The sequence below is a fragment of the Phycisphaerales bacterium genome (genome assembly GCA_040221175.1).
In the GTDB taxonomy this organism is placed as follows: domain Bacteria; phylum Planctomycetota; class Phycisphaerae; order Phycisphaerales; family UBA1924; genus JAHCJI01.
This window is the reverse complement of record JAVJVK010000004.1, coordinates 657825-677851: the sequence shown is the minus strand read 5'-3', so window position 1 is coordinate 677851 and position 20027 is coordinate 657825. Positions and strand designations below refer to the sequence as shown.

At 67.3% G+C, this 20027-nt stretch carries 18 protein-coding genes; 5 read left to right on the top strand and 13 right to left on the bottom strand.

What is annotated here, in order from left to right:
* Window positions 1-18 precede the first annotated feature (18 nt).
* From RIE32_05205 to RIE32_05195, 3 genes are all read right to left on the bottom strand, one after another.
* Window positions 19-882, bottom strand: coding sequence for an exosortase/archaeosortase family protein (locus RIE32_05205; protein MEQ9095643.1), 864 nt, complete (start codon window positions 880-882; stop codon window positions 19-21).
* Window positions 879-1700 (bottom strand): hypothetical protein, encoded by an 822-nt coding sequence (locus tag RIE32_05200; GenBank protein ID MEQ9095642.1) that lies wholly within the window; start codon window positions 1698-1700, stop codon window positions 879-881. Before RIE32_05200 ends, RIE32_05205 begins: the two co-directional genes overlap by 4 nt.
* Before the next feature lie 238 nt (window positions 1701-1938).
* A complete protein-coding gene (locus tag RIE32_05195) occupies window positions 1939-3768 on the bottom strand; it encodes an AbgT family transporter (GenBank protein MEQ9095641.1) in 1830 nt (609 codons plus the stop codon).
* A gap of 122 nt (window positions 3769-3890) precedes the next feature.
* On the opposite strand from RIE32_05195, the gene RIE32_05190 reads away from it, so the two are divergent.
* Window positions 3891-4889 (top strand): agmatinase family protein, encoded by a 999-nt coding sequence (locus RIE32_05190; GenBank protein ID MEQ9095640.1) that lies wholly within the window; start codon window positions 3891-3893, stop codon window positions 4887-4889.
* A gap of 45 nt (window positions 4890-4934) precedes the next feature.
* On the opposite strand, the gene atpC is transcribed toward RIE32_05190, so the two are convergent.
* Complete coding sequence (gene atpC, locus RIE32_05185; protein ID MEQ9095639.1) at window positions 4935-5357, bottom strand: ATP synthase F1 subunit epsilon; 423 nt, start codon at window positions 5355-5357, stop codon at window positions 4935-4937.
* A gap of 81 nt (window positions 5358-5438) precedes the next feature.
* Between atpC and RIE32_05180 the strand changes: the two genes are divergently transcribed.
* Window positions 5439-6386 carry an iron ABC transporter permease gene (locus RIE32_05180; protein MEQ9095638.1) on the top strand — a complete coding sequence of 316 codons (948 nt, stop codon included), beginning with the start codon at window positions 5439-5441 and terminating at the stop codon, window positions 6384-6386.
* Here the strand turns inward: RIE32_05180 and RIE32_05175 are convergent.
* The 3 genes from RIE32_05175 to RIE32_05165 all read right to left on the bottom strand — a co-directional run bounded on the left by RIE32_05175 (window position 6383) and on the right by RIE32_05165 (window position 8105).
* The gene (locus tag RIE32_05175; protein MEQ9095637.1) at window positions 6383-7129 is read right to left on the bottom strand and encodes a putative metalloprotease CJM1_0395 family protein; all 747 of its coding nucleotides are present in this window, start codon (window positions 7127-7129) and stop codon (window positions 6383-6385) included. The two genes, RIE32_05180 and RIE32_05175, sit on opposite strands and share 4 nt — an antisense overlap.
* Window positions 7130-7330: 201 nt before the next feature.
* Complete coding sequence (gene rpmE, locus RIE32_05170) at window positions 7331-7567, bottom strand: 50S ribosomal protein L31 (GenBank protein ID MEQ9095636.1); 237 nt, start codon at window positions 7565-7567, stop codon at window positions 7331-7333.
* A gap of 100 nt (window positions 7568-7667) precedes the next feature.
* On the bottom strand, window positions 7668-8105 hold the full coding sequence (locus RIE32_05165; GenBank protein MEQ9095635.1) for a CBS domain-containing protein: 438 nt from the start codon (window positions 8103-8105) through the stop codon (window positions 7668-7670).
* A 72-nt stretch (window positions 8106-8177) separates the two neighbouring features.
* Here RIE32_05165 and RIE32_05160 point away from each other — a divergent pair, with 72 nt between their 5' ends.
* Entirely contained in the window at window positions 8178-8762 is a 585-nt protein-coding gene (locus tag RIE32_05160) for an HIT domain-containing protein (protein MEQ9095634.1), read from the top strand.
* A gap of 18 nt (window positions 8763-8780) precedes the next feature.
* Here RIE32_05160 and RIE32_05155 read toward each other — a convergent pair whose 3' ends face one another.
* On the bottom strand, window positions 8781-9128 hold the full coding sequence (locus RIE32_05155; GenBank protein ID MEQ9095633.1) for a PilZ domain-containing protein: 348 nt from the start codon (window positions 9126-9128) through the stop codon (window positions 8781-8783).
* Between the two features lie 289 nt (window positions 9129-9417).
* Here RIE32_05155 and RIE32_05150 point away from each other — a divergent pair, with 289 nt between their 5' ends.
* A complete protein-coding gene (locus RIE32_05150; GenBank protein MEQ9095632.1) occupies window positions 9418-10284 on the top strand; it encodes a GC-type dockerin domain-anchored protein in 867 nt (288 codons plus the stop codon).
* A 9-nt stretch (window positions 10285-10293) separates the two neighbouring features.
* Here the strand turns inward: RIE32_05150 and RIE32_05145 are convergent, their stop codons facing one another.
* The 5 genes from RIE32_05145 to RIE32_05125 all read right to left on the bottom strand — a co-directional run bounded on the left by RIE32_05145 (window position 10294) and on the right by RIE32_05125 (window position 17370).
* On the bottom strand, window positions 10294-10944 hold the full coding sequence (locus tag RIE32_05145; GenBank protein MEQ9095631.1) for a hypothetical protein: 651 nt from the start codon (window positions 10942-10944) through the stop codon (window positions 10294-10296).
* 230 nt (window positions 10945-11174) lie between these two features.
* Window positions 11175-12791, bottom strand: a complete 1617-nt coding sequence (locus RIE32_05140; protein MEQ9095630.1) for an FAD-dependent oxidoreductase — start codon at window positions 12789-12791, stop codon at window positions 11175-11177.
* A 334-nt stretch (window positions 12792-13125) separates the two neighbouring features.
* The gene (locus RIE32_05135) at window positions 13126-13761 is read right to left on the bottom strand and encodes a hypothetical protein (GenBank protein ID MEQ9095629.1); all 636 of its coding nucleotides are present in this window, start codon (window positions 13759-13761) and stop codon (window positions 13126-13128) included.
* Window positions 13762-13780: 19 nt separating this feature from the next.
* A complete protein-coding gene (locus tag RIE32_05130; protein ID MEQ9095628.1) occupies window positions 13781-15250 on the bottom strand; it encodes a pyridoxal-dependent decarboxylase in 1470 nt (489 codons plus the stop codon).
* Window positions 15175-17370 carry a glycosyltransferase gene (locus RIE32_05125; protein ID MEQ9095627.1) on the bottom strand — a complete coding sequence of 732 codons (2196 nt, stop codon included), beginning with the start codon at window positions 17368-17370 and terminating at the stop codon, window positions 15175-15177. The genes RIE32_05130 and RIE32_05125 overlap by 76 nt, the downstream gene beginning before the upstream one ends.
* 182 nt (window positions 17371-17552) lie before the next feature.
* Here RIE32_05125 and RIE32_05120 point away from each other — a divergent pair, with 182 nt between their 5' ends.
* Window positions 17553-19991 carry a peptidylprolyl isomerase gene (locus RIE32_05120; protein MEQ9095626.1) on the top strand — a complete coding sequence of 813 codons (2439 nt, stop codon included), beginning with the start codon at window positions 17553-17555 and terminating at the stop codon, window positions 19989-19991.
* Window positions 19992-20027: the final 36 nt, after the last annotated feature.

The window sequence follows — 20027 nt, the reverse complement described above, 5'->3', positions numbered from 1 at the left end:
GTTCCTCTTGTGTACGAATCACTGATAAGCCAGGGCGTAGCGGCGGGCGGGAACCTGGGCAAAGGCGAGCAGCCGAATGCCGCCGTACAGCATGCCGAGCGAGAGTGCCAGCGTGAGCCAGCCGCTGAGCTGGGCAAGGAAATTGGTCGAGGCGGGCCACGATTCGGCCAGGATGGCAAACGGCACGAGACGAACGATGTTGGCAACCATCGCCACGAGCGGGCTGGCCAGCACGAGCGCGATGCGCACGCCATGGCGCAGCGGCGTGCCGAATGCAAAGGCGTACGTCACCAGGCCGATGGCTGCGATCATGCGGACGCCGGCGAAGTCGCCCAGGCTGATCTGCTCGACGCCCACCACCAGTTCCTGCCCGCTGGAGTAGGCCGGCATGCCAAAGACTTCGAGCACGCCCGCGGTCACCGCCAGGCTCCATGCGCTCAGCACGTCGGTGACCGGCAGCAGCCACGGCATGGGCGCGGGGGCCAGGAAGAAGAGCGCCACGACCGCCGGACTCATGCGCAGCATCACGCTGCTACCCACGACCGACCAGATGGCTCCGATGAGTACGCCGATGGCGCCCAGGTGCACGGTCAGGGTTGAATCGAGCGCACCGCCCACGAGGTAGACCCCGCCGGCCACGGCCGCGATGACCGGACCGAGCCATAAGCCATGGCGGCCTGCGCTGCGGAGCCTGCGTCGCCGGCACAGCGCCAGCCAGCCGGCTACGGCGGGCACGAGCACGATGTACCCGTTGTCCGGATCGGTCGTGGCGCTGACGTAGATGTCACGCCATGCCGGCAGGCACGCCAGCACCGCGGCGGCCACGGCAACGCACGCCTGCACGGGCGTCCATGCGGTCCAGGTGCGGGCGGCGAGGCTCATGCATCACCTCCCAGCGTCTTGTCGGTGACGACCTGGCCCGCCGGCGCCACTGCGCCCGGCCCCAGCAGTGAGCGCGCGACGACCGCTCGCTCGCCCACCCGAGCGCGGGCCAGCACGACCGCGTCGCGCATCCGGCTGGACGGCGCCACCTCGGCGCCCGGCTCCACGACGACGAACGGCTTGCCGCCCGACAGGTATCCCAGGGCCTCGATGTACTGCTCGCGGTCGCGGATCGGCAGGCAGATCCGCTCGCCGGCCGAGGCATATGCCACGCGCACGCGGTGGCGCCTGGCGATGACCGGAAGGCACTGTTCCTTGAAGTCCATGTAGCCGGCGCCGGGCACCGCTCGCATGACCTCGGCAGAAACGAGCATGAAGCCCGTTGGCGTGCCATCGTGCTCGGCCAGGAGCGCGACGTCCGCGTCGAGTTCCAGGAGCCTGTTGACCACACCGGGCAGCGGTGGGATCACAACGCTGCCGCCAGTTGCGACGAGCATCTTGCCCTGCTGGCCCGAGGCGGCCGCCCGAAGCACGCCCCCGGTGCCGAGGAAGGCCACGTCATCGGGCTCGACGGTGGTGCGGTCGTGGTTGGTCGAGGTTGGGGCGGGGCTCTTGCGATCGGTCAGGATCCGCAGTGGCAGGGTGATCCCGAGTGCTTCCCCAAGCTCTTCGAGCGCCGCGAGCCATCGTGTCCCAACGGTCTGTCCATCGAGCAACGGAAGATCGAGCACGTTGCGCGCGGCCGCCTTGAGCAGCGGGGTGGGACGCACCGCGCCGGCGAACAGCAGCATCTGGCGCACGGCGCTCCCGTCGCTCATCGTCGTGCCGCCCGTCGTGGCTCGCTGGATTGTCGTGGCCTCGGCCGAAGGTCCCATAGCACGGCGCCTGATCCCATCTTCAAGGGACGGCGTGGTCCGTCCAACGCCGTTCCGGGTATCGGTTCATCGGCACAATCGAGGTGGCAATGCCGGCCGAGTGAAGATGATATTGGCAACCAACGCGCCGTCCCAGCCCGAGGGCGACGGGGCGATCGAAACACCGAAATTGCCAGCCGGTTCAGCCCTGGGTCATCGTGTACGACAGAGGCCCGTTGGGACCGAGCTCGATGCCCAGTGCCATCCAGAGCAGGATCAGGATCGTCCAGACGACGGCAAAGACCAGGGTGTAGGGCATCATCATGGAAATCAGTGTGCCCATACCCGAACGCGGAGCGAACCTCTGCATGAATACCAGGATGATCACCAAGTACGCATTCAGGGGCGTGATGATGTTCGTGGTGCTGTCGCCGATGCGGTAGGCCGCCTGGGTCAGCTCGGGGCTGATGCCTACGAACATGAGCATGGGGACGAAGATGGGCGCGAAGAGCGTGTACTTGGCGCTCATGGACCCGATAAACAGGTTGAAGAACATCGTCATTACGATGAACGCCACCACGAGCCCGTACTTGCTCAGCCCGCTGGTCGCCAGCGACTGCCCGCCCGCGTGGGCCATCATCACGTCGAGCCCGCTGTAGCTCATGTACTGGATGAACTGGGCGGCAAAGAACGCCAGCACGATGATGGGCGCCATCATCTCGATGGCCTTGATCATCACGGCCCCGGCGTCCTTCGTGCTCTTGATGCTGCCGGTCACCATGCCATAGACCATGCCCGGAATGATCGATCCGATGAAGATCAGCGGCGTGATGACCACCACCCAGCGCGCGAACGGCGGCGAGCGCTTCTGGAGCACGTCGCCCGCATCGGTGACGAATCTCGAAAGGGTGGCGTCGGTGTAGTAGCCCTTGCCCTCGACGACGACCGCTGATTCGGGCATCGTCTCCGGCGGCGCGACGGGCTGACCGTTTTCCTTCACCAGGTCGGCGATCGCCGGATCGGGCTCGGGGTTCTCAGCCGTCGCCACGCCCGGCATCGTGTAGTCGTAGAGCGGCGAGTCCTTGATAAGCACGCAGCCAACGATGGTGGCGATGACGATCACGCCGGCGATCGTGGCGGCAAACAGGCCCTTCTGTTCGGTTGGCGTGATCTGCTGGCTTTCCAAGTCGGTGGCTTCCACCGGCGCCGGGCCGCCTTCTTCGATGCTCTTGCGGCTCAGTCGGCGTTCGACGAACCACGAGCTGGTGGCCCAGCCCACGCCAGTGATGATGAACGTCGAGGCGATCATGAACCACCAGTTGCAGGTCGCGGCGACCTGGTAATCCGGATCGATGATCTGGGCGCCCTGCGTGCTCAGGGCAGCGAGCATGGGGTCCAGGCCCGTCACGACGAGGTTCGCATTGAAGCCGGCCGCCACGCCCGCGAACACCGCCGCGATGCCCGCCAGCGGCGATCGGCCCACGGACTTGTACAGGAGCGCGGCCAGCGGCGGCAGCACCACGTAGCCCGCGTCGAGCCCAAAGCTGCTCATGATTCCCAGGAACACCATGGCGGGCGTCAGGAACCGGTTGGGCACGACCTTCATGAACGCCTTGAGACCGGCCCCGATGAGACCGGTCTTCTCGGCCACGCCGATGCCCAGCATGCCGGTGAGCACCACGCCCAGGGGCGCAAAGCCCATGAAGTTGGCGACCATCGTGCTCAGGCACCAGTACAGCCCGTCGCTGGTCAGCAGGCTGCGCGCCGTCAGCGTCACGCCGGTGGGCACCAGTTCGGTCGTCGCCTCGCCCGTGGCGGGGTCGACCGTCTCACGCAGGGCCTGCACGTCGACCGACCAGTTGCCCACGTAGGCGATGTGGCTGACGAGCATGACCACGATCGCACCCAGCAGGAACAGGGTGGCCGCGTCGGGAAGCTTGTTGCCAAGCCACTCGATCCAGTCCAGGGCGCCGCGGCGCTTGGTGCTCAACTGCGGATCGGCGGGCGAACGGGAGGTGTCGCTGGGGTCCATGGCGTCTCCACGAGATCTGGATGCGGGCGAATCGCAGGCAACCTACCCACCCCGGGCGGGCCAAGCAAGCGCTACCGTGGCGCCGTCGCACGCCTTCCATCGGCTATCGGGAGCGTTCCTGCATGACCCAGCCCGACTTCCTCCGCCTGCCAACGACTCGCAACGACGCCAGCGTCGTGCTCGTGGGGATCCCCTTCGACGCGACCACCAGCTACCGCCCCGGTACGGCTAATGGGCCGCTGGCCGTTCTCGAAGCCTCGGCCCAGGTCGACCTCGAAGACCTGCGGCTGGGTCGCATCTGTGATCGCGGCATCGTCATGGAGCCCATCGAGCCCTGGATCGCCGAACTCTCCGCGGCGGTGCGTCCCGATGCCGAGGTGCTGATCGAGGTCGAGGGCGAGCCGCCGGTGGACGAGGACGCCCGGGGCCGGGTGAACGCCGCCAGCGAGCGCGTGCGTGCGTACGTACGCGAGACGGTCGCTGGCATCCTGAAGGACGGCAAGACACCCGGCCTGGTCGGCGGCGAGCACAGCGTGCCGCTGGGGGCCATCGAGGCCTGCGCCGAGCACGCCGGCGAGATCGGCATCCTGCAGATGGACGCCCACATGGACCTGCGCGACGCCTATTGCGGGCTGACGCACAGCCACGCCTCGATCATGCGCAACGCGCTCACGATGATTCCGGGCGTGAAGGCCCTGGCTCAGATCGGCATCCGCGACTATTGCAGGGAGGAACTGGACTTCGCCCGATCGGCCAAGGACACGCTGGGCAAGCCCGTGACCACGGTTTTTGGCGAAGACATCGCCGACACGGGCGGCGACCCGGTGCTGTTCAAGAATCTGGTCGAGCGGGCACTGGAAGCGCTGCCCGACGCGATCTACGTCACCTTCGACATCGATGCGCTCGAGGTCTACCTGTGCCCCAACACCGGCACGCCCGTGCCCGGGGGCATGAGCTTCTCGCAGGCGGCGGCGCTCATCAAGGCCATCGTCGACAGCGGCAAGAAGGTGGTCGGGTTCGACCTGGTCGAGGTCGCGCCCGACCCGGACCCGAGCGTGCGATCCATCGACGCAGTGGTGGGGGCGCGGGTGCTGTACAAGATGTGCGCACTGGGCGCATAAAAGAACCGCGTCGAACGCGGTCTTGTCTCAAACGATCGATTGGTCTTACCGCCGATCGCGCTCGCGGATGAGTCGCAACTGCAGCTTCGCACGCTCCATCTGGCGGGAGATGCGCTCCTGCTCGGCGACGGGATCGGGGTGGTCTTTGGGTACGCGGCGGGCCTCGGCCTCGGCCAGTTCGGCCTTGGCGTCCTGCTCGCTCAGGTCGGCCGGCGCCTTCGCACTGCTGGCCAGCACGCGGATGGTGTTGTTGGAGACCTGCACGAAGCCGTCCTCGACCAGGTAGACCTGCTCCTGCCGCTCGCTGGTCTTGAGCGTCAGCAGGCCCAGGCCCAGCTTGGCCACCACCGGGGCGCGGCCGGGCATCACGCCGAACTGGCCGTCGTGGGCGGGGATGGAGGCGTACTGCACCGGTCCGTCCGACAGCACGCCATCGGGGGTGATCAGCTTGCAGGTGAGGGTGCTCATGCGTGCCCGGCTCCGTGTAGGAAGTCGTCTCAGGCCGGCCCCAAGGGCCGGGGCCGCCATGGTAGCGCCATACGCTGGCCCATGCCCGTTCGGGTCGCCCTCATCCTGCTCGCCCTTCTGCTTGCCCTGACACTGGGTGTTCGGCTCTTGATCGAGCCCGGTGGGGGGCTGGCCCTGCCGGGAAGTTCGGTGGTGTGGGGCATCCGCCTCGATCGCGCCATCGCGGCCATCATCGTTGGAGTCTCCCTGGGCGCGGCGGGCGTGGCATTGCAGGCCATGCTGCGAAATCCGCTGGCTTCGCCCGACCTGCTGGGCATGTCCGCCGGCGCCGTGCTTGCCGTCACGGTGGTGCACGCGGTGGGCTGGGCCATCCGCGACGACGTGGCGGCGCTGGTCGGGTCGATCGGGGCGCTCGGCCTAGTGCTGCTGCTGGGACGAAGACGCGGTCAAGTGGAGCCGGTCACGCTGATCCTCGTCGGCGTAGCTCTGGCGATCGGCCTGGGGTCTATGGCCAGTGCCGTGCGTGCTCTTATGCCTCCCAGCGCAAGGCTGGAGGGCGGCTGGTACTTCGGCTCGCTCACCGAATCGCTCACCACGGGGCAGATGCTGATGGCGGGCGGCGTGACGCTGGCCGGCGTGCTCTGGGTGGCCTGGCGCGGGCGAGCGCTCGACGCGGCTGCGATGGGCGAAGACGAGGCACGCACGACCGGCGTCCCGCTCCGGCGGCTGCGCGTCGAGATGGTGCTGGTGTCGGGCGTGCTTACCGCCATCGCGGTGGTGCTCGCAGGACCGATCGCGTTCCTCGGCCTGGTGTGCCCCCACCTCGTACGGATGCTCATGGGCCCGCGTCACACGCCCCTGGTGTTCGGCGCTGCGATGGTTGGTGCGATGATCATGCTTGCCAGCGATGCGCTCGCTCGGGCCTTGCCGATGGAAACCGGACGCCTTCCCACCGGCGTGGTCGTTGCCATATTGGCCGCGCCTGCGCTGGTCATCATCCTGCGGAGCCAGGCAAGCCGGCCGTCCTAGGCCATCACGTCCACGTGCGGCGTCGGGATTGATCCGTCGGCCCGGCGCTCCTGTTTGAGCTGCGACGAATCGCTCAGGGCACTGGTTGAAGCCCACACCTCGCCGCCCAGGTCGCCCGGCGACAAGGTCTCCGCCGCGACCGACTCGATGCTTGCCGTTTGGTCGACCTCGGCAACGTCGATCCGGCTTGGCTCCGGGGCGTTTGCCGCCGGGGTTGCGTCGTCATCCGAACGCTCGCGGATGGGCAGCGGTGGCGCCTTGGTCGTGCGAACCTGCGGCGCGGCCTCGCTGGTCACGCTGTCCCTGACCATCGCGCGCCGCGCGGCATCTTCCATGCGCGTCGCCTTCGAGGCCACGGCGCGGTCGGTGCCCGACGGATCGACGGGCGCCAATGCTGCACGGCGGATTCGCGCGGCCTTCTGCACCGTTTCCTCGGGCGTGCGACCGGGCGAGGTATCGATCTGCACCGAGCCCGAAACGGCATATCGCTTGCCGTCCGGCCCGGTTTCGTAGCTGTAGTTCGGTCCGCCGCGATAGAGCGAGCCCGCGGCTGCCTTGTGGGCCTCTTCGTGCCGACGAACGCGTTGATCGGTTTCGCGAAGCTCCTTGAGCTTGCGCTCCTCGGACTCGCTCAGTTCCTTGCCCGACGTCGATCGCTCGGGTTTCTGTCGCGGGAGGCCAACTCGCGCCCGATAGGTGGCGGCTTGCGTGGTCGACGGGCTGGCATCCATTGCCGTGAACATGGGACTTCCTGATGCGTTCATCGACCCAATGGCCGGGGCGCTGTCGCGATGAAGCGAATGTGGCACGCACTGGGCGGAAGGCATGACGAACATGCGGCTTGGGCAAATTGCGTTGCCCCATAACCACCGGACGCCCAACGAAAGACCGCACGGGAAGCCGTGCGGTCGAGGGGGTGTCGATTTGAGGCAGGGTCGAAGGTCTTACTTGGCCTTCTTCTTGTCCTTGCCGGCAAAGTAGTTGCCGCCAAACTTGCGCTGGAACTTCTCGACGCGTCCAGCGGCGTCGACGAAGGCCTGCTTGCCCGTAAAGAACGGGTGCGAGCCCGACCAGACTTCCACGTGCATCTCGGGCACGGTGGCGCCCACGGTCATCACGACCTCGCCGTTGTGGTAGACCTTGCAGTTGGGGTAGTACGTGGGGTGGGTGTCCTGCTTCATGGCCCGGCTCCGAAGATGCGTCTGGTGCGTGGAACGGAGAGTATATCCGCCCTGCCCCCCCCGGCCACCGTTCAGACCGTTTCACAGATCCGTGAATACCCTAAGCTGCGCCGTCCCGCTGCTGCGGCTTTTCGCGATTGAGCAGCCACCTTGTGAGGTCCCGCATGGTAACGATGCCCACCAGCCGCCCGCGGTCGTCGACCACCGGCATGGCCGAGATGCGACGATGCAGCAGCATCAGCGTGGCGCCTTCGGCCGACTCCTCGGGCGACACGGTCTGCGGATCACGCGTCATGATCTGATGGACCCGACGCTTCAGGCTGTTGGCGTCGGCGGTGCGCTCGTTGATGGTGCCCGCGAACGGGCTCACGTGGGCCAGCATGTCGCGATCGGAGACGATCCCCACCAGGCCGCCGTCGTCGCCGACGATCGGCAGGTGCCGGAAGCGGTAGCGGGTGAAGAGCTCGCGGACGTGCTCAAGGTCCTCGTCCATATGCGCGGTCACGATCTGGCGGGTCATGATGTCGGCGATTTTCATCGACGTGCCTCCGTTGGATCCAACCTTAATATCGGTCGATCAAGGCTCGGCGCGCAGCCGCTACAGTCGCTCATGCCCACCGACGACCATGCCACGCCCGGCCGCGGATCCGATAATCGCCCCGCCGGGCCCGAAGGCATCCATGCGCCCTGGCGGCTGACGTACCTCCAGTCGCTGGGAGAGTCCGGGCCCAAGACCACCGACGGCTCCGGCGGCACGTTCCTCTCGGCCTATTGGGCCAGCCCGAAGGCCGATCAATCCAACCACGTCGTTGCACGGACCGAGCGCGGCATGATCCTGCTCAACGCGTTCCCCTACGCCAACGGTCATTTGCTCGTGGCGCTGGGCGAGCCGCGTGCGAGGCTGCTGGACTACGAGCCGCAGGACCGAGCGCACCTGTGGATGCTCGTCGAACTGGCCTGCGACCTGGCCGAGCGCACGCTGGAATGCCAGGGGCTGAACGTGGGCATCAACCAGGGCCGCGCCGCCGGCGCCGGCGTGCCGAGCCACCTGCACGTGCACGTCGTGCCACGCTGGGGTGGTGATACGAACTTCATCACCACCGTCGGTCAGGTGCGTGTGGTGCCCCAGGCACTCGACGACATGGCCAAGCGGTACCACCAGACGTGGGAACGGCTGTCGCACACCCTTGATTGAGATCGTGCAAGCGGCCGACTAGATCGACAGGCCCAGGTCGAAGCGGCCGTCGTCGCGAAGGGCACATCGTGCGATGCGGCCCTTGATGAAGGTGGCGCGGCTTCCTTCGTCGTACAGCGTGACGCGATCGCCGGCCTCGAGTGCTTGAGCCGAGATCAGCCCTACGCCGCCCGCGCTGGTGTCGCGCAGCTCGAGGGGCAAGAGCCATCGCCCGCCCTCGACGCCGAAGACCACGCCCAGGCGCTGCCCCGTGGCGGGCGTGCGCGTCGCGCGGCGACGGTCGAAGACGTACGGCCCGGCGTCGGTCGCCTCGGGCTGGGGGTCGCTCTGGAGCCTCTTCAGTTCGATCTGTTGTGCCGCATCCATGTCGTTCACCACCGTGTGGAAGAATCCGTTCCATCCCCGTGGCCCCACCACCGGGCCCGTCGGGGACGTCCCTCGCCACCATGGCTCTCGCTCCGACATTCGCATCGGCTTAGAAGGGGTGGGTGGTTTATCCCAGTTGCCCGAAGCAGGGCAAAATTTCGGAATCGGCGGATCCTGCGCCCTCTCGCTGGCGGATCACGCCCATGAAGCCCGCGTGTGGTGGCCCCCAGCCGGTTCGCGCTGTAGCGATGAATGCGGGCGGCGCGTAATCTGCATCCGGAGGAGACCCATGGCCCAGACTACGTCCATTGCCGCGATGCGGACCGGTATCGTTCTTGCTTCGTTTGGGTTCGCGGCTCTTGCCCTGGGGCAGGAGCAACTTGCCTTCAACGGGCCGCTGTCTTCCATGCCCGGCGCTCACGACACCGGCGCCGACCTGATCTGGGCCGTGCCCGACGGCGCGTCGGCCGGCGTGAGCGGGCACGCGCCGCTTGCGTATCGCCTGGCCGAGCCCATCACGCTGACCGGCCAGGCCACGATCGAGTCGGTGGTGGTTTTTGGCTACCAGCAGGGCGCCATCGAGGGGTCCACGATCGATCAACTCGGTCTTGAACTGTGGAACGGTCGCCCGGGCGACGCGGGTAGTTCACGCATCGCCGGAGATATCGATGCCAACATGCTCTCGTCGGTCTCCCCGACCGACGCGTTCGTCGCGATGACGGGCGTGACCTTTACGATCGACCGCCGCGTGTTTGCGCTCACGGCGGGTGATCTCGGCTGGTCGGTGCCCGCGGGAGACTACTGGCTCGTCTGGACGATGGGCGGCAGCCTCGATGGCGGACCCTACAGCCCGTACCTGGGCGACGACACGCGGCCGGTTACGGGCGAGGCTCGCCAGCGTGTGCTTGGCGCATGGCGTCCGGCACGCAACCGTACCGAGGGCGGCGTGCAAGTGTCGCTGCCCTACGAGGTGTACGGCTCGTATGCGTGCGCTGCCGATTGCGACGGCGATGGCGACCTGACCATCTTCGATTTCCTGTGCTTCCAGAACGCGTTCGCGCAGGGCGAGGCGTCGGCTGACTGCGACGGCGACGGCAGCGTCACCATGGACGACTTTGCCTGCTTCCAGGCGTCGTTCATGGCCGGGTGTGGTTAAGCACGGAAATCAGCGGCCGGGTTCGATCAGGCGATCGATCGAGAGCGTCGTGATTGATGGCGCCTCGATGCCCGTGACCACTTCCCAGAAGGGCTCATCGAACCCGTCGGGCAGCCAGATGTTGAACTGGCCGGTGGGATCGTCGGCGTAGGTCTTCAGCGAGGCATTGCCCGCGAAGATCGCCCGCTGGATGAGAAGCAGATCGTCGCCGACGTACTCCGACTCGGCCGACACGCCGATGAGGGCGTCGACCAACTCGCCGAAGAGCCGGCGGTCGTGTTGCAGCAGCACGTGGGCGTCGTCCCACAAGAGGAAGCGAAACCGGCTGGCCGGTCCGCAGTGTGCGGGGTCACGGCCTCGCAAGAGTGACACCACGCCGCGCGGGCCGTGGACGCGGCGCGCCAGCGACGGGCCGGGCACGTGGCGTTCCAGTTGCGCGCAGAACGATTCCAGATCGTGGATGTGTCGGCCTTGGAAGCGAAACACCTCGGTGTATCGCTGGGATTGGAGGAACTGGCCGAGCGATGCCAGGAAGTCGAGCTGGCGGCGCGGCGAGGGCGTCCAGGCGACGAGATGCGACTCGTCGGCCATGGCCAGCACGTCGGCTTGCCACCGTCCCCCCAACAGGGGGTTATTCGATTGGCTCGTAAGAACGCCCATACCCCGGAGCCTTCCGTCCGTGTCTCACCACGACACAACACCCAGGGTGGTGTGCCATACCCCTGTTCCGACCACCACGAGGGGGCCGGGTGCCTCACTGCTGTAAGTGTGCGCCGGGAATGGAACTCGGCCAGCATTCGCCCGAATAGCCGATGCAACCGACACAATCCGCAGCGTTTTGCGGGCCAGATTTACGTCCGCAACTGGTTATAGTTCGGGTTAATCCGAGGTCATGATTCGTTCGGTCGGCTTTCGCTGCCCACATTGGCCCCAAGTTCCGCGTCGGCCACGTCTTGCGAGCCGCGTCCGGGGCCTCCCCCAGTTGCCGACCCGATCAGGCGCTTTTCGCCCGAGCCCGCGACCGTCGGACGGTCGTGGCCGGCGGCCTCTCGGCCGTCCTCGGTCACCTTGTAGACGATGCCGATCGTGTGCTCGGGTTCGCCCAGCACCAGGCGATCGACGACCTCGACGCCCTGCATGAGCGTGTGGTCGGTATTGGCCACCTCGTACTTCCACATGCCAAACCGCCCGCGGCTGTAGATGCCCTGGGCCTCGAGCCAGGGGATGGCGACCGAAAGCCGATCGTCCCGGTCTACCGACGGCGTGGGGTAGCTGTACTCCACCGCATGGTGCCAGGTGCTGACGATGTCGGCTCGCTCGCCTGGCTCGAGGAGGCCGGCGTTCTCCAGGCCGGCGATTGTGTCTTCGACGATAGTGCCGGGGTCCACGGGCTTGTGACCGCTTGCGCTGGTCTCGCAGAGCAGCGAGTAGTGCGTGTCGTTGGCGCCCGTCTGGTTGGGAGTCATGTAGGGTGAGTAGTTGCTCAGGTACGTCACCCGGTAGAAGGGGCAGTTGTCCTCGGGGAAGTACATCCAGCTCTTGGTGCTCGGGCACGGTCGCTTCAGGCCCACGCCCACCATGTGCCCGGCCGAGTGCAGGAGCCCGCCGGCGGCCTGGCGAACCGTTTCGGGCGCGTCGGCGATGATGTCGGTGCAGAGCACGTCGAGTGGCATGGCCGAGATCAGCGCGTCGTATGACAACTCCTCGGTCTCGCCCTGGCTGTTGCGCACGATGACGACCTTGCGGGCCGCGTCGATGCGCACGACGCTGGTGGACAAGCGGATGTGCTCCCGCAGGCGCTCTGCCATGCGGTGATAGAACTCGCCCGTGCCGCCGCGCAGGGGAAACTTGAACTGGTTGTTGGGACCCCAACCGAAGTCGTCCTTGCCCTCGACGACGTTGCGGACGGCCCGCTCGACGTCGATGACGGCCACGCGTTCGCCGATCCAGTGCTTGTTCATCATCTCGGGCGGATGGGCCCAGACCTTGAAGTTGTACGGCCGCATGAACAGGCGTGCGATGCCTTCGCCGAAGACGCGGTCGATGAATTCGCCGAAGTTGGCCGCGTCCTTGTAGCTTGGCGCGTCGGCGGCTTGGGCCTTGATGAGGCCGATCAGGCAGTCGGCGGCGTCGGTGGGCGGCAGGTAGCGGATGTTGTTCTGGAATGGGTACGGCACCCACGTGCCACGCATGCGCACCCAGCTCTCGCGGTCGTTAAGCTGAAAGTCCTGGCCCATGACGGCGTCGAAGACCTTGTCGTAGTAGTCGTAGTGGCTGAACATGACGTGGCCGCCGATGTCCCATGTGAACCCGGCGTCATCGACGAACGAATGGGCCAGCCCGCCCGCGTATGGGTTGGCCTCGAGTACGGTGAAGTCGGCGTGTCCTAACTCGCGGAGCCGCCAGGCCGCCCCAAGGCCGGTGGGGCCGGCGCCGATGATCAGCACCCGCGCGTCGCGAGCCAGTGTGCCAGGGCCAATACCCCCGTCGGGGCCGCGTGCATGCATCAGGAAACCAACCTCATTCTTTCGTGGCTGCGGTCGAGTCCGGCGGGGCAGTGCACACGAATCCGTGTGCCTTGCAGGTGAATCGCGTCGTTTCGACACACCGGCGTGGTTTGGCGGGCCGGATGCCCCGCCTGGGCCTGTCACGCATGCGTTCGGTGTCCGATACTGCCCCCGGAGTAGAAGGGGAATCGCATGCTCGTCGGGGAACAGTATAAACGTGCGGCATGGAACGGGGGCGAGCGTCGGCCTCCGCCGGTGATTCGGAAGCCGTGGCGACGGCGGCCTTTGTGCGACCATCGGCGTACCACCGCCGTCGTTTGGTTGCGAATGATCGTCAGGACGCTCCGGCGATCGTGAGGTCGAGACGCCGCTGGATCGCCCGAGAGAGGGATCTCGACACCTTGGCGTCCAAGTCGTGCGGCGCGGTGTATACCGCCGAGAGCCCGCGCTGAAAGAGCGTCGGATCCGCTGGTGTGGCGTTGCCGCGGATGGTGGTCGGGTCGAGCCGCCGCGTGGGCGTCACCCGACGACTGATCAACGCGCGCACGCTCACGACGATGGCCCCTTGGGCCTCGCCCGGCGATACCGGGGGCCGCGGATCCGCCAGTGCATCGGGAACGCCGCCGGGAAGCCGATCGATCTCTTCGGCGGGCTCGAACCTCACCTCGACGCGCCGGCTCTGGGCGTTGAGCGTGTCTTCGACGGGACGGGTCCCCGGGCCCATGGTCCATGGCGTCAGCAGGCCCGCGCCTGAACGGGGTCGCGTCAGGATGATGCCTGCCCGGGCATCCACGCGTTCGAGCTCGAAACGCTGGTCGAGCAGCTCGCGCTTGGCGGCCTCGAAGGCCTCCGCGTAGCCATCGGCCGCGACGGTGAACGTCGCGGCGGCCGGCGGAGCGGGTGATCGGGCCGACGTACACCCGGCAAGGACGCAGGCAAGCAGCACGGAAGCAAGAAGGCGCAGGACCACGGGCGAGCATACGCCCCGTTCAGAGGGAGCGGCGAGCGTCGGGAGCATGGGTGGCAAGGAGGTTCCACAGAGCCCGGACGCTCTCGAACGTGGCGTTCGAGCCACCAATCGCCACGCGGATGGCGTAGCGCTGGCGTGCATCCTGGGTCGGAAGCGTGGTATGGGTCAAGAGCACCTTGCCGGTGGCGTTGGCCGCTTCCAGCAGGGCCTGAGTCTGGGCGTCGCGATCCCCGGCCAGCCGCAGGCAGACCAGCGACAGCGAGCGTGGGGCGGCCAACTCGAATCGGTCGTCATGCAACACCTGCTGCTCGAGCCACTCGGCCCACGCGACGTGCTGGCGGATGTGGGCTTGCAGGCCTTCTGCGCCGTAGTGACGCATGACGAACCACAGCTTGAGCGCCCGGAAGCGGCGGCCCAGGGGCACCTGCCAGTCGCGATAGTCGATCACGGCGCCCGAATCGGTGGCCGAGTTGCGCAGGTATTCGGGCGTGACACTCAGCGAGTCGATCAGGGTCTGGCGGTCGGCGACGTAGAACAGATCGCAATCGAAGTTGGTCAACAGCCACTTGTGGGGGTTGGTGCAGTAGCTGTCGGCGCCCGAGAGGCCTTCGAGGAATCCCCGGTGTTCGGGGCACACGGCGGCCGAGCCGGCCCAGGCGGCATCGACGTGAAGCCAGGCATCGGGCGCGAGTTCGGTGCGCGTGCTGGCAATGGCGTCGATGGGGTCGAACGCGCCGCTGCTGGTCGTGCCGGCGGTTGCGCAGACGTAAAAGGGCGTCAATCCCTGCGACAGGTCATCGCGGAATTGCCGGGCGAGGTCGACGGGGTCCATCGCGTGGTTGGCGTCGGTGGCAATCAACCGGAGATGTTCGATGCCGGCGATGCGGGTGGCCTTGAGCACCGAACTGTGCGCCTGATTGCTGGTGTACGCCACGAGCGTGCGCGGATCGATCTGTGGGCGTGCGGTGCGCAATCGATGGCGAGCGGCAACCATGGCCACCAGCGTCGCCTCGCTGGCGGTGCCCTGGATGACCCCGCCGCCCTCGCCCGTGCTCAAGAAGATCTCGGGCAGGCCGCAGAGCCGCGCCATCCAGTCGAGCATGCGGGTTTCGAGTTCGGTGATGGCGGGGCTGGTCTGCCACAGCATGCCCTGCACGCCCAGCCCGGTGCTCAGCAGATCGCCCAGGACGGCCGGCCACGACCCATTGGCCGGAAAGTAGCCAAAAAAGCCCGGAGACTGCCAGTGGGTGAGCGCGGGCAGGATGATGCGGCGAACGTCGTCCAGGATGGCGGGCCACTCGTCCTGATCGCCGGGCTGCTCGGGCGGGCGCTCGGGCAAGGCTGCCAGGACATCGCCCGGATCGACGCGCGAGCGTACCGGCCGCTGGTCGATGGTGGCGTGGTAGTCCAGGATCAGGTCGAGCGTCTGGTGGGCGAGGGCTCGGAACTGCTCTGGGGAGAGGTGTGCTGGGCTGGTCGTGCGTGGCATGGGCCAACATAGCGGGCCGCCCGGCTGATCGGCTTGCCCAGCCTCAGGTCGATGAGGGCTTTCCAGGCATCGGGCGCGCTCGCCGAGGTCGCCGGCGCGCGTCCGAGCAGGCCCTGGGCCACCCCGCGGAGCACCGCCGTCTGCGCCGCTGGGCGTGCGCCGGCCAGGCGGAAGGCCTGGAGCACGCCCAGCCAGGCCCAGAAGCGGCGGGGGTGGGTGCTGTGCCGCTTGGCCATCCACAGCCAGTTGCGGGTGGCCAGGCGGCACCACCGCACGCTCTTGCGCGTGGCGGCGGGGCTGTCGTGCCACACGACCCAACTGGGATCAAACCACACCTTGCCGACGGTCGAGAGTGAGAGCGCCAGGTCGGTGTCATTGCGGTAGAGGAAGTACGGCTCGCAGTACCCGCCTACGCGGCGCCAGGCCTCTGTGCGAACCAGATTGCCGCAGCCCATGAGCGGCCAGGCGTCGCAGGCCTCGTGTACGCGCCGTGCGAAAGGCCACTCGCTGCGGCCACCATCGGGGTGGCGGGGGTGCAACGCGACGCCGGCGACGTCGCGGCGCTCGGCCATCAATTCGAGGGCAAGTGCGAGGGCCGTCGGATCGGGCCAAGAGTCGTCATCGAGGATGAGGACCAGGTCGCCCGAGGCTGCGTCGACGCCGCGATTGAAGGCTTCGACACCCAAATTGCTCGACTGCTCGAGACAACGGACGGCCGGAAACTGCTCGCGTATCGCCTCGGCGGCGCCATCGCTGGAGGCATTATCCACGACGATGACTTCGGCGCTTGCGGCGGGCTCGGCTTCTCTCAGGCGCGCCAGGGTGAGCAACAGGGCGTCCTTGCGGTTGTAGGCAACGATGACGATGCTCAAGCCGTGCTCGGCGCCGCGAACGTCCTGGTCCATTGGTGCTGGTGGGGCATGGCCGAACGCGCCGCCAGACCGATTCAGCCGCCATGCAAGCCTCAGGCCACGCAGCAACGCCATCGCCGCGCGCCACGCCTGGGTGGCCCGCGAGGTCGAGATCGTCCAGCCGCCCTGTGCTTCGACCGCAATCGAGCCGGGCGGGTTGAGCAGGTCGGCGCGACGGGCTCGCGCGCTCACGACGCGGCGGCGGCCCCTTACGTCTTCCCGCGCCTGTTCGATGGAAAGCCCCGGCCGATCGGGGTTGCCCGGGTCGAGGCCCTGCGGCAACGAACCCATCACCCGTCCAGCAGCGGCATCGCGGAGCCCGGCCAGGTGCAATTCTGCCAGCGCGTGCAGGCCCGTGGCGTGCAATGAAGCGCCGCGGGCCGCCTCGCGCATTGCCCGGCCGAAGACGGGGACGCCCGCTTCCTGCAACGCCACCATCGCGCCGCGGGCGGCGAAGTAGCGGGCCGCCGTCCGCATGCGATCGGGCCTGGGGTGGGCCACGCGGCTGGCGGGAATGCCCAGCAGGGGCCGGCCGGTCGCCCGGCGAACGCGGCACCCCCAGCCCACGTCGTCGCCATTGAGGAAGGTATCGGGGAAGAGCCCCGCTCGGCGGATCGTGTCCGTGGTGGTCAGGATGCTGCAGGCGGCCAGATAGTCGCACGGGATGGGGTGGTCGCCTTCGGGCGGCCGCTGCTGGTACTCGCCCGTGCGAGGATGGATGAACCCGCCGCACTCGAAAGGGCCACCGGTGAGCGGGTCGATCAGGCTCGAGCCCACCATGGCGGCATCGGTTCGCGAAAGGGCATCGACGAGGTAGCTCAGTGCATCGGGCTCTGGAGCGGCGTCGCTATCGAGGAGCCACACCAGGTCCCTCGTTCGGGAATGCCCCAGGCACCAGGCCAGCCCGGCGTTGAATCCGCCGCTGCCGCCGGAGTTGCGTTCCTGGGGCAGGTGCATGAGCGTCCACGGCGAAGGGAGGGCATCAGGCCCGAGCGATTCGCGGATGGGCGGATTGCTTGCGTTGTCGACCAGGAGCAGCGTGGGGGTGCATTTCGGGGGTAAGGCGAGGGCCGAGAGAGCTTGGCAAAGGTTTTGGGCGTCGGCGGACCGATTGAAGCATGGACTGATAACCCACAGGTTTGGCGACGCGGAAGAGCCCCCGTGCGCTGCATAATCAGGTTGATGGCCGGATTCGGTCAACCGTTCCATGGGCAGGAGCGTACGGCACTTGGAGAACATCGCGGGGCGCGGAAGCGTACGCGACAGCTTCGGCTGGCCGCTAACATGCTTACCCCCGCAGCCGCCCTGACGGGGCGGCCCGACGACCCGCCATCGGCCGATGGACCTCGGCCCCACGCCTGGCGGGCGGACCTCAAACGGAGAGTTGAACCATGTCTTTGTATGGACGCGCGCTTGGTTGGATCGATCGCATGGCGGGCAGGGGGCAGGGACCCCGAGAGACGGCCCTGGTCGAGGCGCTGGAGCCGCGGGTGCTGCTCGACGCCAGCTTCCCGGATATCTCCGACCTGGTGGATCCCGAGAACACGGTGGTGCGGTTCAAGACCACGCTGGGCGAGATCGACTTCGAGCTCTACGACCGCAGCGGACCCGGCGGGTCGAGCGCGGCGCCCATCACGGTCGAGAACTTCCTGAACTACGTGAACAGCGGTCGTTACTTCGAGAGCTTCTTCCATCGCTCGGTGACCATCGACTCGAGCAACCCGGACATCGACGGCGACCCGTTCGTGATCCAGGGCGGCGGCTTCATCTTCACCGACGAAGACGGCCTGAGCCGCGTGGACACCGACGAGGCGATCGAGAACGAGGCCGACCCGGCCCGCTCCAACGTCGAGCGTTCGATCGCCATGGCGTTGATCACCAGCGTGGGCACCGACACGGCGACGAGCCAGTTCTTCATCAACCTGCGGGACAACAACGGCAGCGCCGGCGCGGGCGACATCGACCTGGACGCCCAGGACTTCACGGTGTTCGGCCGTGTCGCCAACGACCGCTCGTGGTCGGTGGTTCAGGCGATCCAGAACCTCGACACCTTCGTCTTTGCCGACGTCTACGTCGACGAAGACGGCAACCTGACCGACAACGAGGGCAACCCGTCGGTCTCGCCGTTCTTCCTTGACGACCCCGACGCCGACGTCGTGAGCTTCGCGCTGACCGACGTGCCAGTGCGTTCGACGCCCGATCCGATCGCGCCGGGCGAAATCCGCAGCACCTCGCTGGAAGAGCGGTTCCTGGTGCAGGTCACCAGCACGCTGATCATCAAGCCGGCCGATGCCGAGAAGTTCTACACGTTCCTGGCGGGGTATCCGGAAGGCTACGCCAACGACACGAGCGTGACGTACCTCGAGCTGACGACCAACACCTCGGGCGGTTCGGCCTCGTATTACCAGGTGGTGCTGCGCTACGAGACGGGCGTTCGAGACGAGGTGCTGTACACCGGTACGCTGGACCCCGGCACGCGGACGCGTCTGGCGCTCAGCGATCCGGGCATTGCCGATGCGGAGCAGGCGCGCAAGTTCACGCCGTTCGCCATCGAGGTGCACAGCACCGAGGCGATGAGCGCGTCGCTGACGCACACGGACTTCGGCGCCACGCTGACCGAGTCGTTCGTCAACTTCGCCGACCTGGATGCACGCGGCGCCGGGGCCTTCAACACATGGGGCTTCGGCGGCATTGAGTCCACCATTGGCGATGCCGACATGGACGGGTCGATCGACAACCTGGACGCACGCGAGTCGTACGTGGTCTGGCAGAACCTGACCGGGATGGCCGGCACGGTCACCCTCACGGTGTACACCGATGCCAGCACGTTCGAGCGCATGACCTACACGCTGGAAGGCCATCGTCGTGGCGGAGCCGAACTGCACAACCTCTTCGGCTTTGCGACCCAGGGCGTGCAGGCCGTGTACGTGGATTCCGACGTGCCGATCATCGCGGCCATGAGCACCTACGACACGCTGCTGACCGCCGATGGCTCGGCGGCGTTCGCCAACGTCGCCTACGGCACGCTGGGCGTGATCGACGGCGGCGCGACCGAGGGCGTGCTGGCGGGCGTGCGATACTCCGGCGACGCGGACGAGGAAGCGTACCTGACCTTCCTGAACACTAACTCGGCCGGCACGGTCGTGACGCTGACCATCAGCGACAACGACGACAACGAAGCCATGACGAGCGTGGTGCTGGCGCCGCGCGATCGCGGGACGTACGACCTGAAGCGACTGCTTGTCGACTTCGGCGGCGTCTTCACGCCCGGCGAGGTGATGACCATCCGCTACAGCTCGGTCCAGCCGGTGGCCGCGCACTACACGGCCACGATCGGCGACGAGACCCAGTCCACCGCGTTCCAGACGCAACTGGCCGACCTTGTCGTGCTCTCGGGCGGCTTCGATGCCGGCTCGGGTGGAGAGGTCATTTCGCTGTACAACCCCTACAGCGATACGGCCGGCATCGAGCTGAACTTCTCGATCCAGTTCCACTTCTTTGATCGCAGCCAGTTCGTGCAGTTCGGCTTCCTGCCCATGCTGCAGCCGGGCGAGCGGGCCGACATTTCGGCGCGCGATTTCAACGACATCCTGGCGACCATCACGCTTGGCGAGGATTGGGGTCGCTACACCATCTTCATCGCCGGCATCGCCATCGGGCCCGGTGGCGGCGGCGTGACGCCCAATGCCGGCCAGTTCGGCGTGTCGCTCTCTCGCATCGGTGATGATGGCGTCAGCGGAAGGGCCGTGACCATGAGCACCGGCACCTTCGGGCAGGGCACGCTGGTCGATCTCTCCGACGACGTGTTCGACGGCGGCATCGGCGGCTGATCGAGCCCGACAACCTGCGTATCACGCGACCGGAAG

Bases quoted from the DNA above. Each gene is read 5' to 3' on its own strand.
- RIE32_05205 (MEQ9095643.1), bottom strand. From the start codon at position 882: ATGAGCCTCGCCGCCCGCACCTGGACCGCATGGACGCCCGTGCAGGCG.
- RIE32_05200 (MEQ9095642.1), bottom strand. From the start codon at position 1,700: ATGAGCGACGGGAGCGCCGTGCGCCAGATGCTGCTGTTCGCCGGCGCG.
- RIE32_05195 (MEQ9095641.1), bottom strand. From the start codon at position 3,768: ATGGACCCCAGCGACACCTCCCGTTCGCCCGCCGATCCGCAGTTGAGC.
- RIE32_05190 (MEQ9095640.1), top strand. From the start codon at position 3,891: ATGACCCAGCCCGACTTCCTCCGCCTGCCAACGACTCGCAACGACGCC.
- atpC (MEQ9095639.1), bottom strand. From the start codon at position 5,357: ATGAGCACCCTCACCTGCAAGCTGATCACCCCCGATGGCGTGCTGTCG.
- RIE32_05180 (MEQ9095638.1), top strand. From the start codon at position 5,439: ATGCCCGTTCGGGTCGCCCTCATCCTGCTCGCCCTTCTGCTTGCCCTG.
- RIE32_05175 (MEQ9095637.1), bottom strand. From the start codon at position 7,129: ATGTTCACGGCAATGGATGCCAGCCCGTCGACCACGCAAGCCGCCACC.
- rpmE (MEQ9095636.1), bottom strand. From the start codon at position 7,567: ATGAAGCAGGACACCCACCCCACGTACTACCCCAACTGCAAGGTCTAC.
- RIE32_05165 (MEQ9095635.1), bottom strand. From the start codon at position 8,105: ATGAAAATCGCCGACATCATGACCCGCCAGATCGTGACCGCGCATATG.
- RIE32_05160 (MEQ9095634.1), top strand. From the start codon at position 8,178: ATGCCCACCGACGACCATGCCACGCCCGGCCGCGGATCCGATAATCGC.
- RIE32_05155 (MEQ9095633.1), bottom strand. From the start codon at position 9,128: ATGGATGCGGCACAACAGATCGAACTGAAGAGGCTCCAGAGCGACCCC.
- RIE32_05150 (MEQ9095632.1), top strand. From the start codon at position 9,418: ATGGCCCAGACTACGTCCATTGCCGCGATGCGGACCGGTATCGTTCTT.
- RIE32_05145 (MEQ9095631.1), bottom strand. From the start codon at position 10,944: ATGGGCGTTCTTACGAGCCAATCGAATAACCCCCTGTTGGGGGGACGG.
- RIE32_05140 (MEQ9095630.1), bottom strand. From the start codon at position 12,791: ATGCATGCACGCGGCCCCGACGGGGGTATTGGCCCTGGCACACTGGCT.
- RIE32_05130 (MEQ9095628.1), bottom strand. From the start codon at position 15,250: ATGCCACGCACGACCAGCCCAGCACACCTCTCCCCAGAGCAGTTCCGA.
- RIE32_05125 (MEQ9095627.1), bottom strand. From the start codon at position 17,370: ATGGAACGGTTGACCGAATCCGGCCATCAACCTGATTATGCAGCGCAC.
- RIE32_05120 (MEQ9095626.1), top strand. From the start codon at position 17,553: ATGTCTTTGTATGGACGCGCGCTTGGTTGGATCGATCGCATGGCGGGC.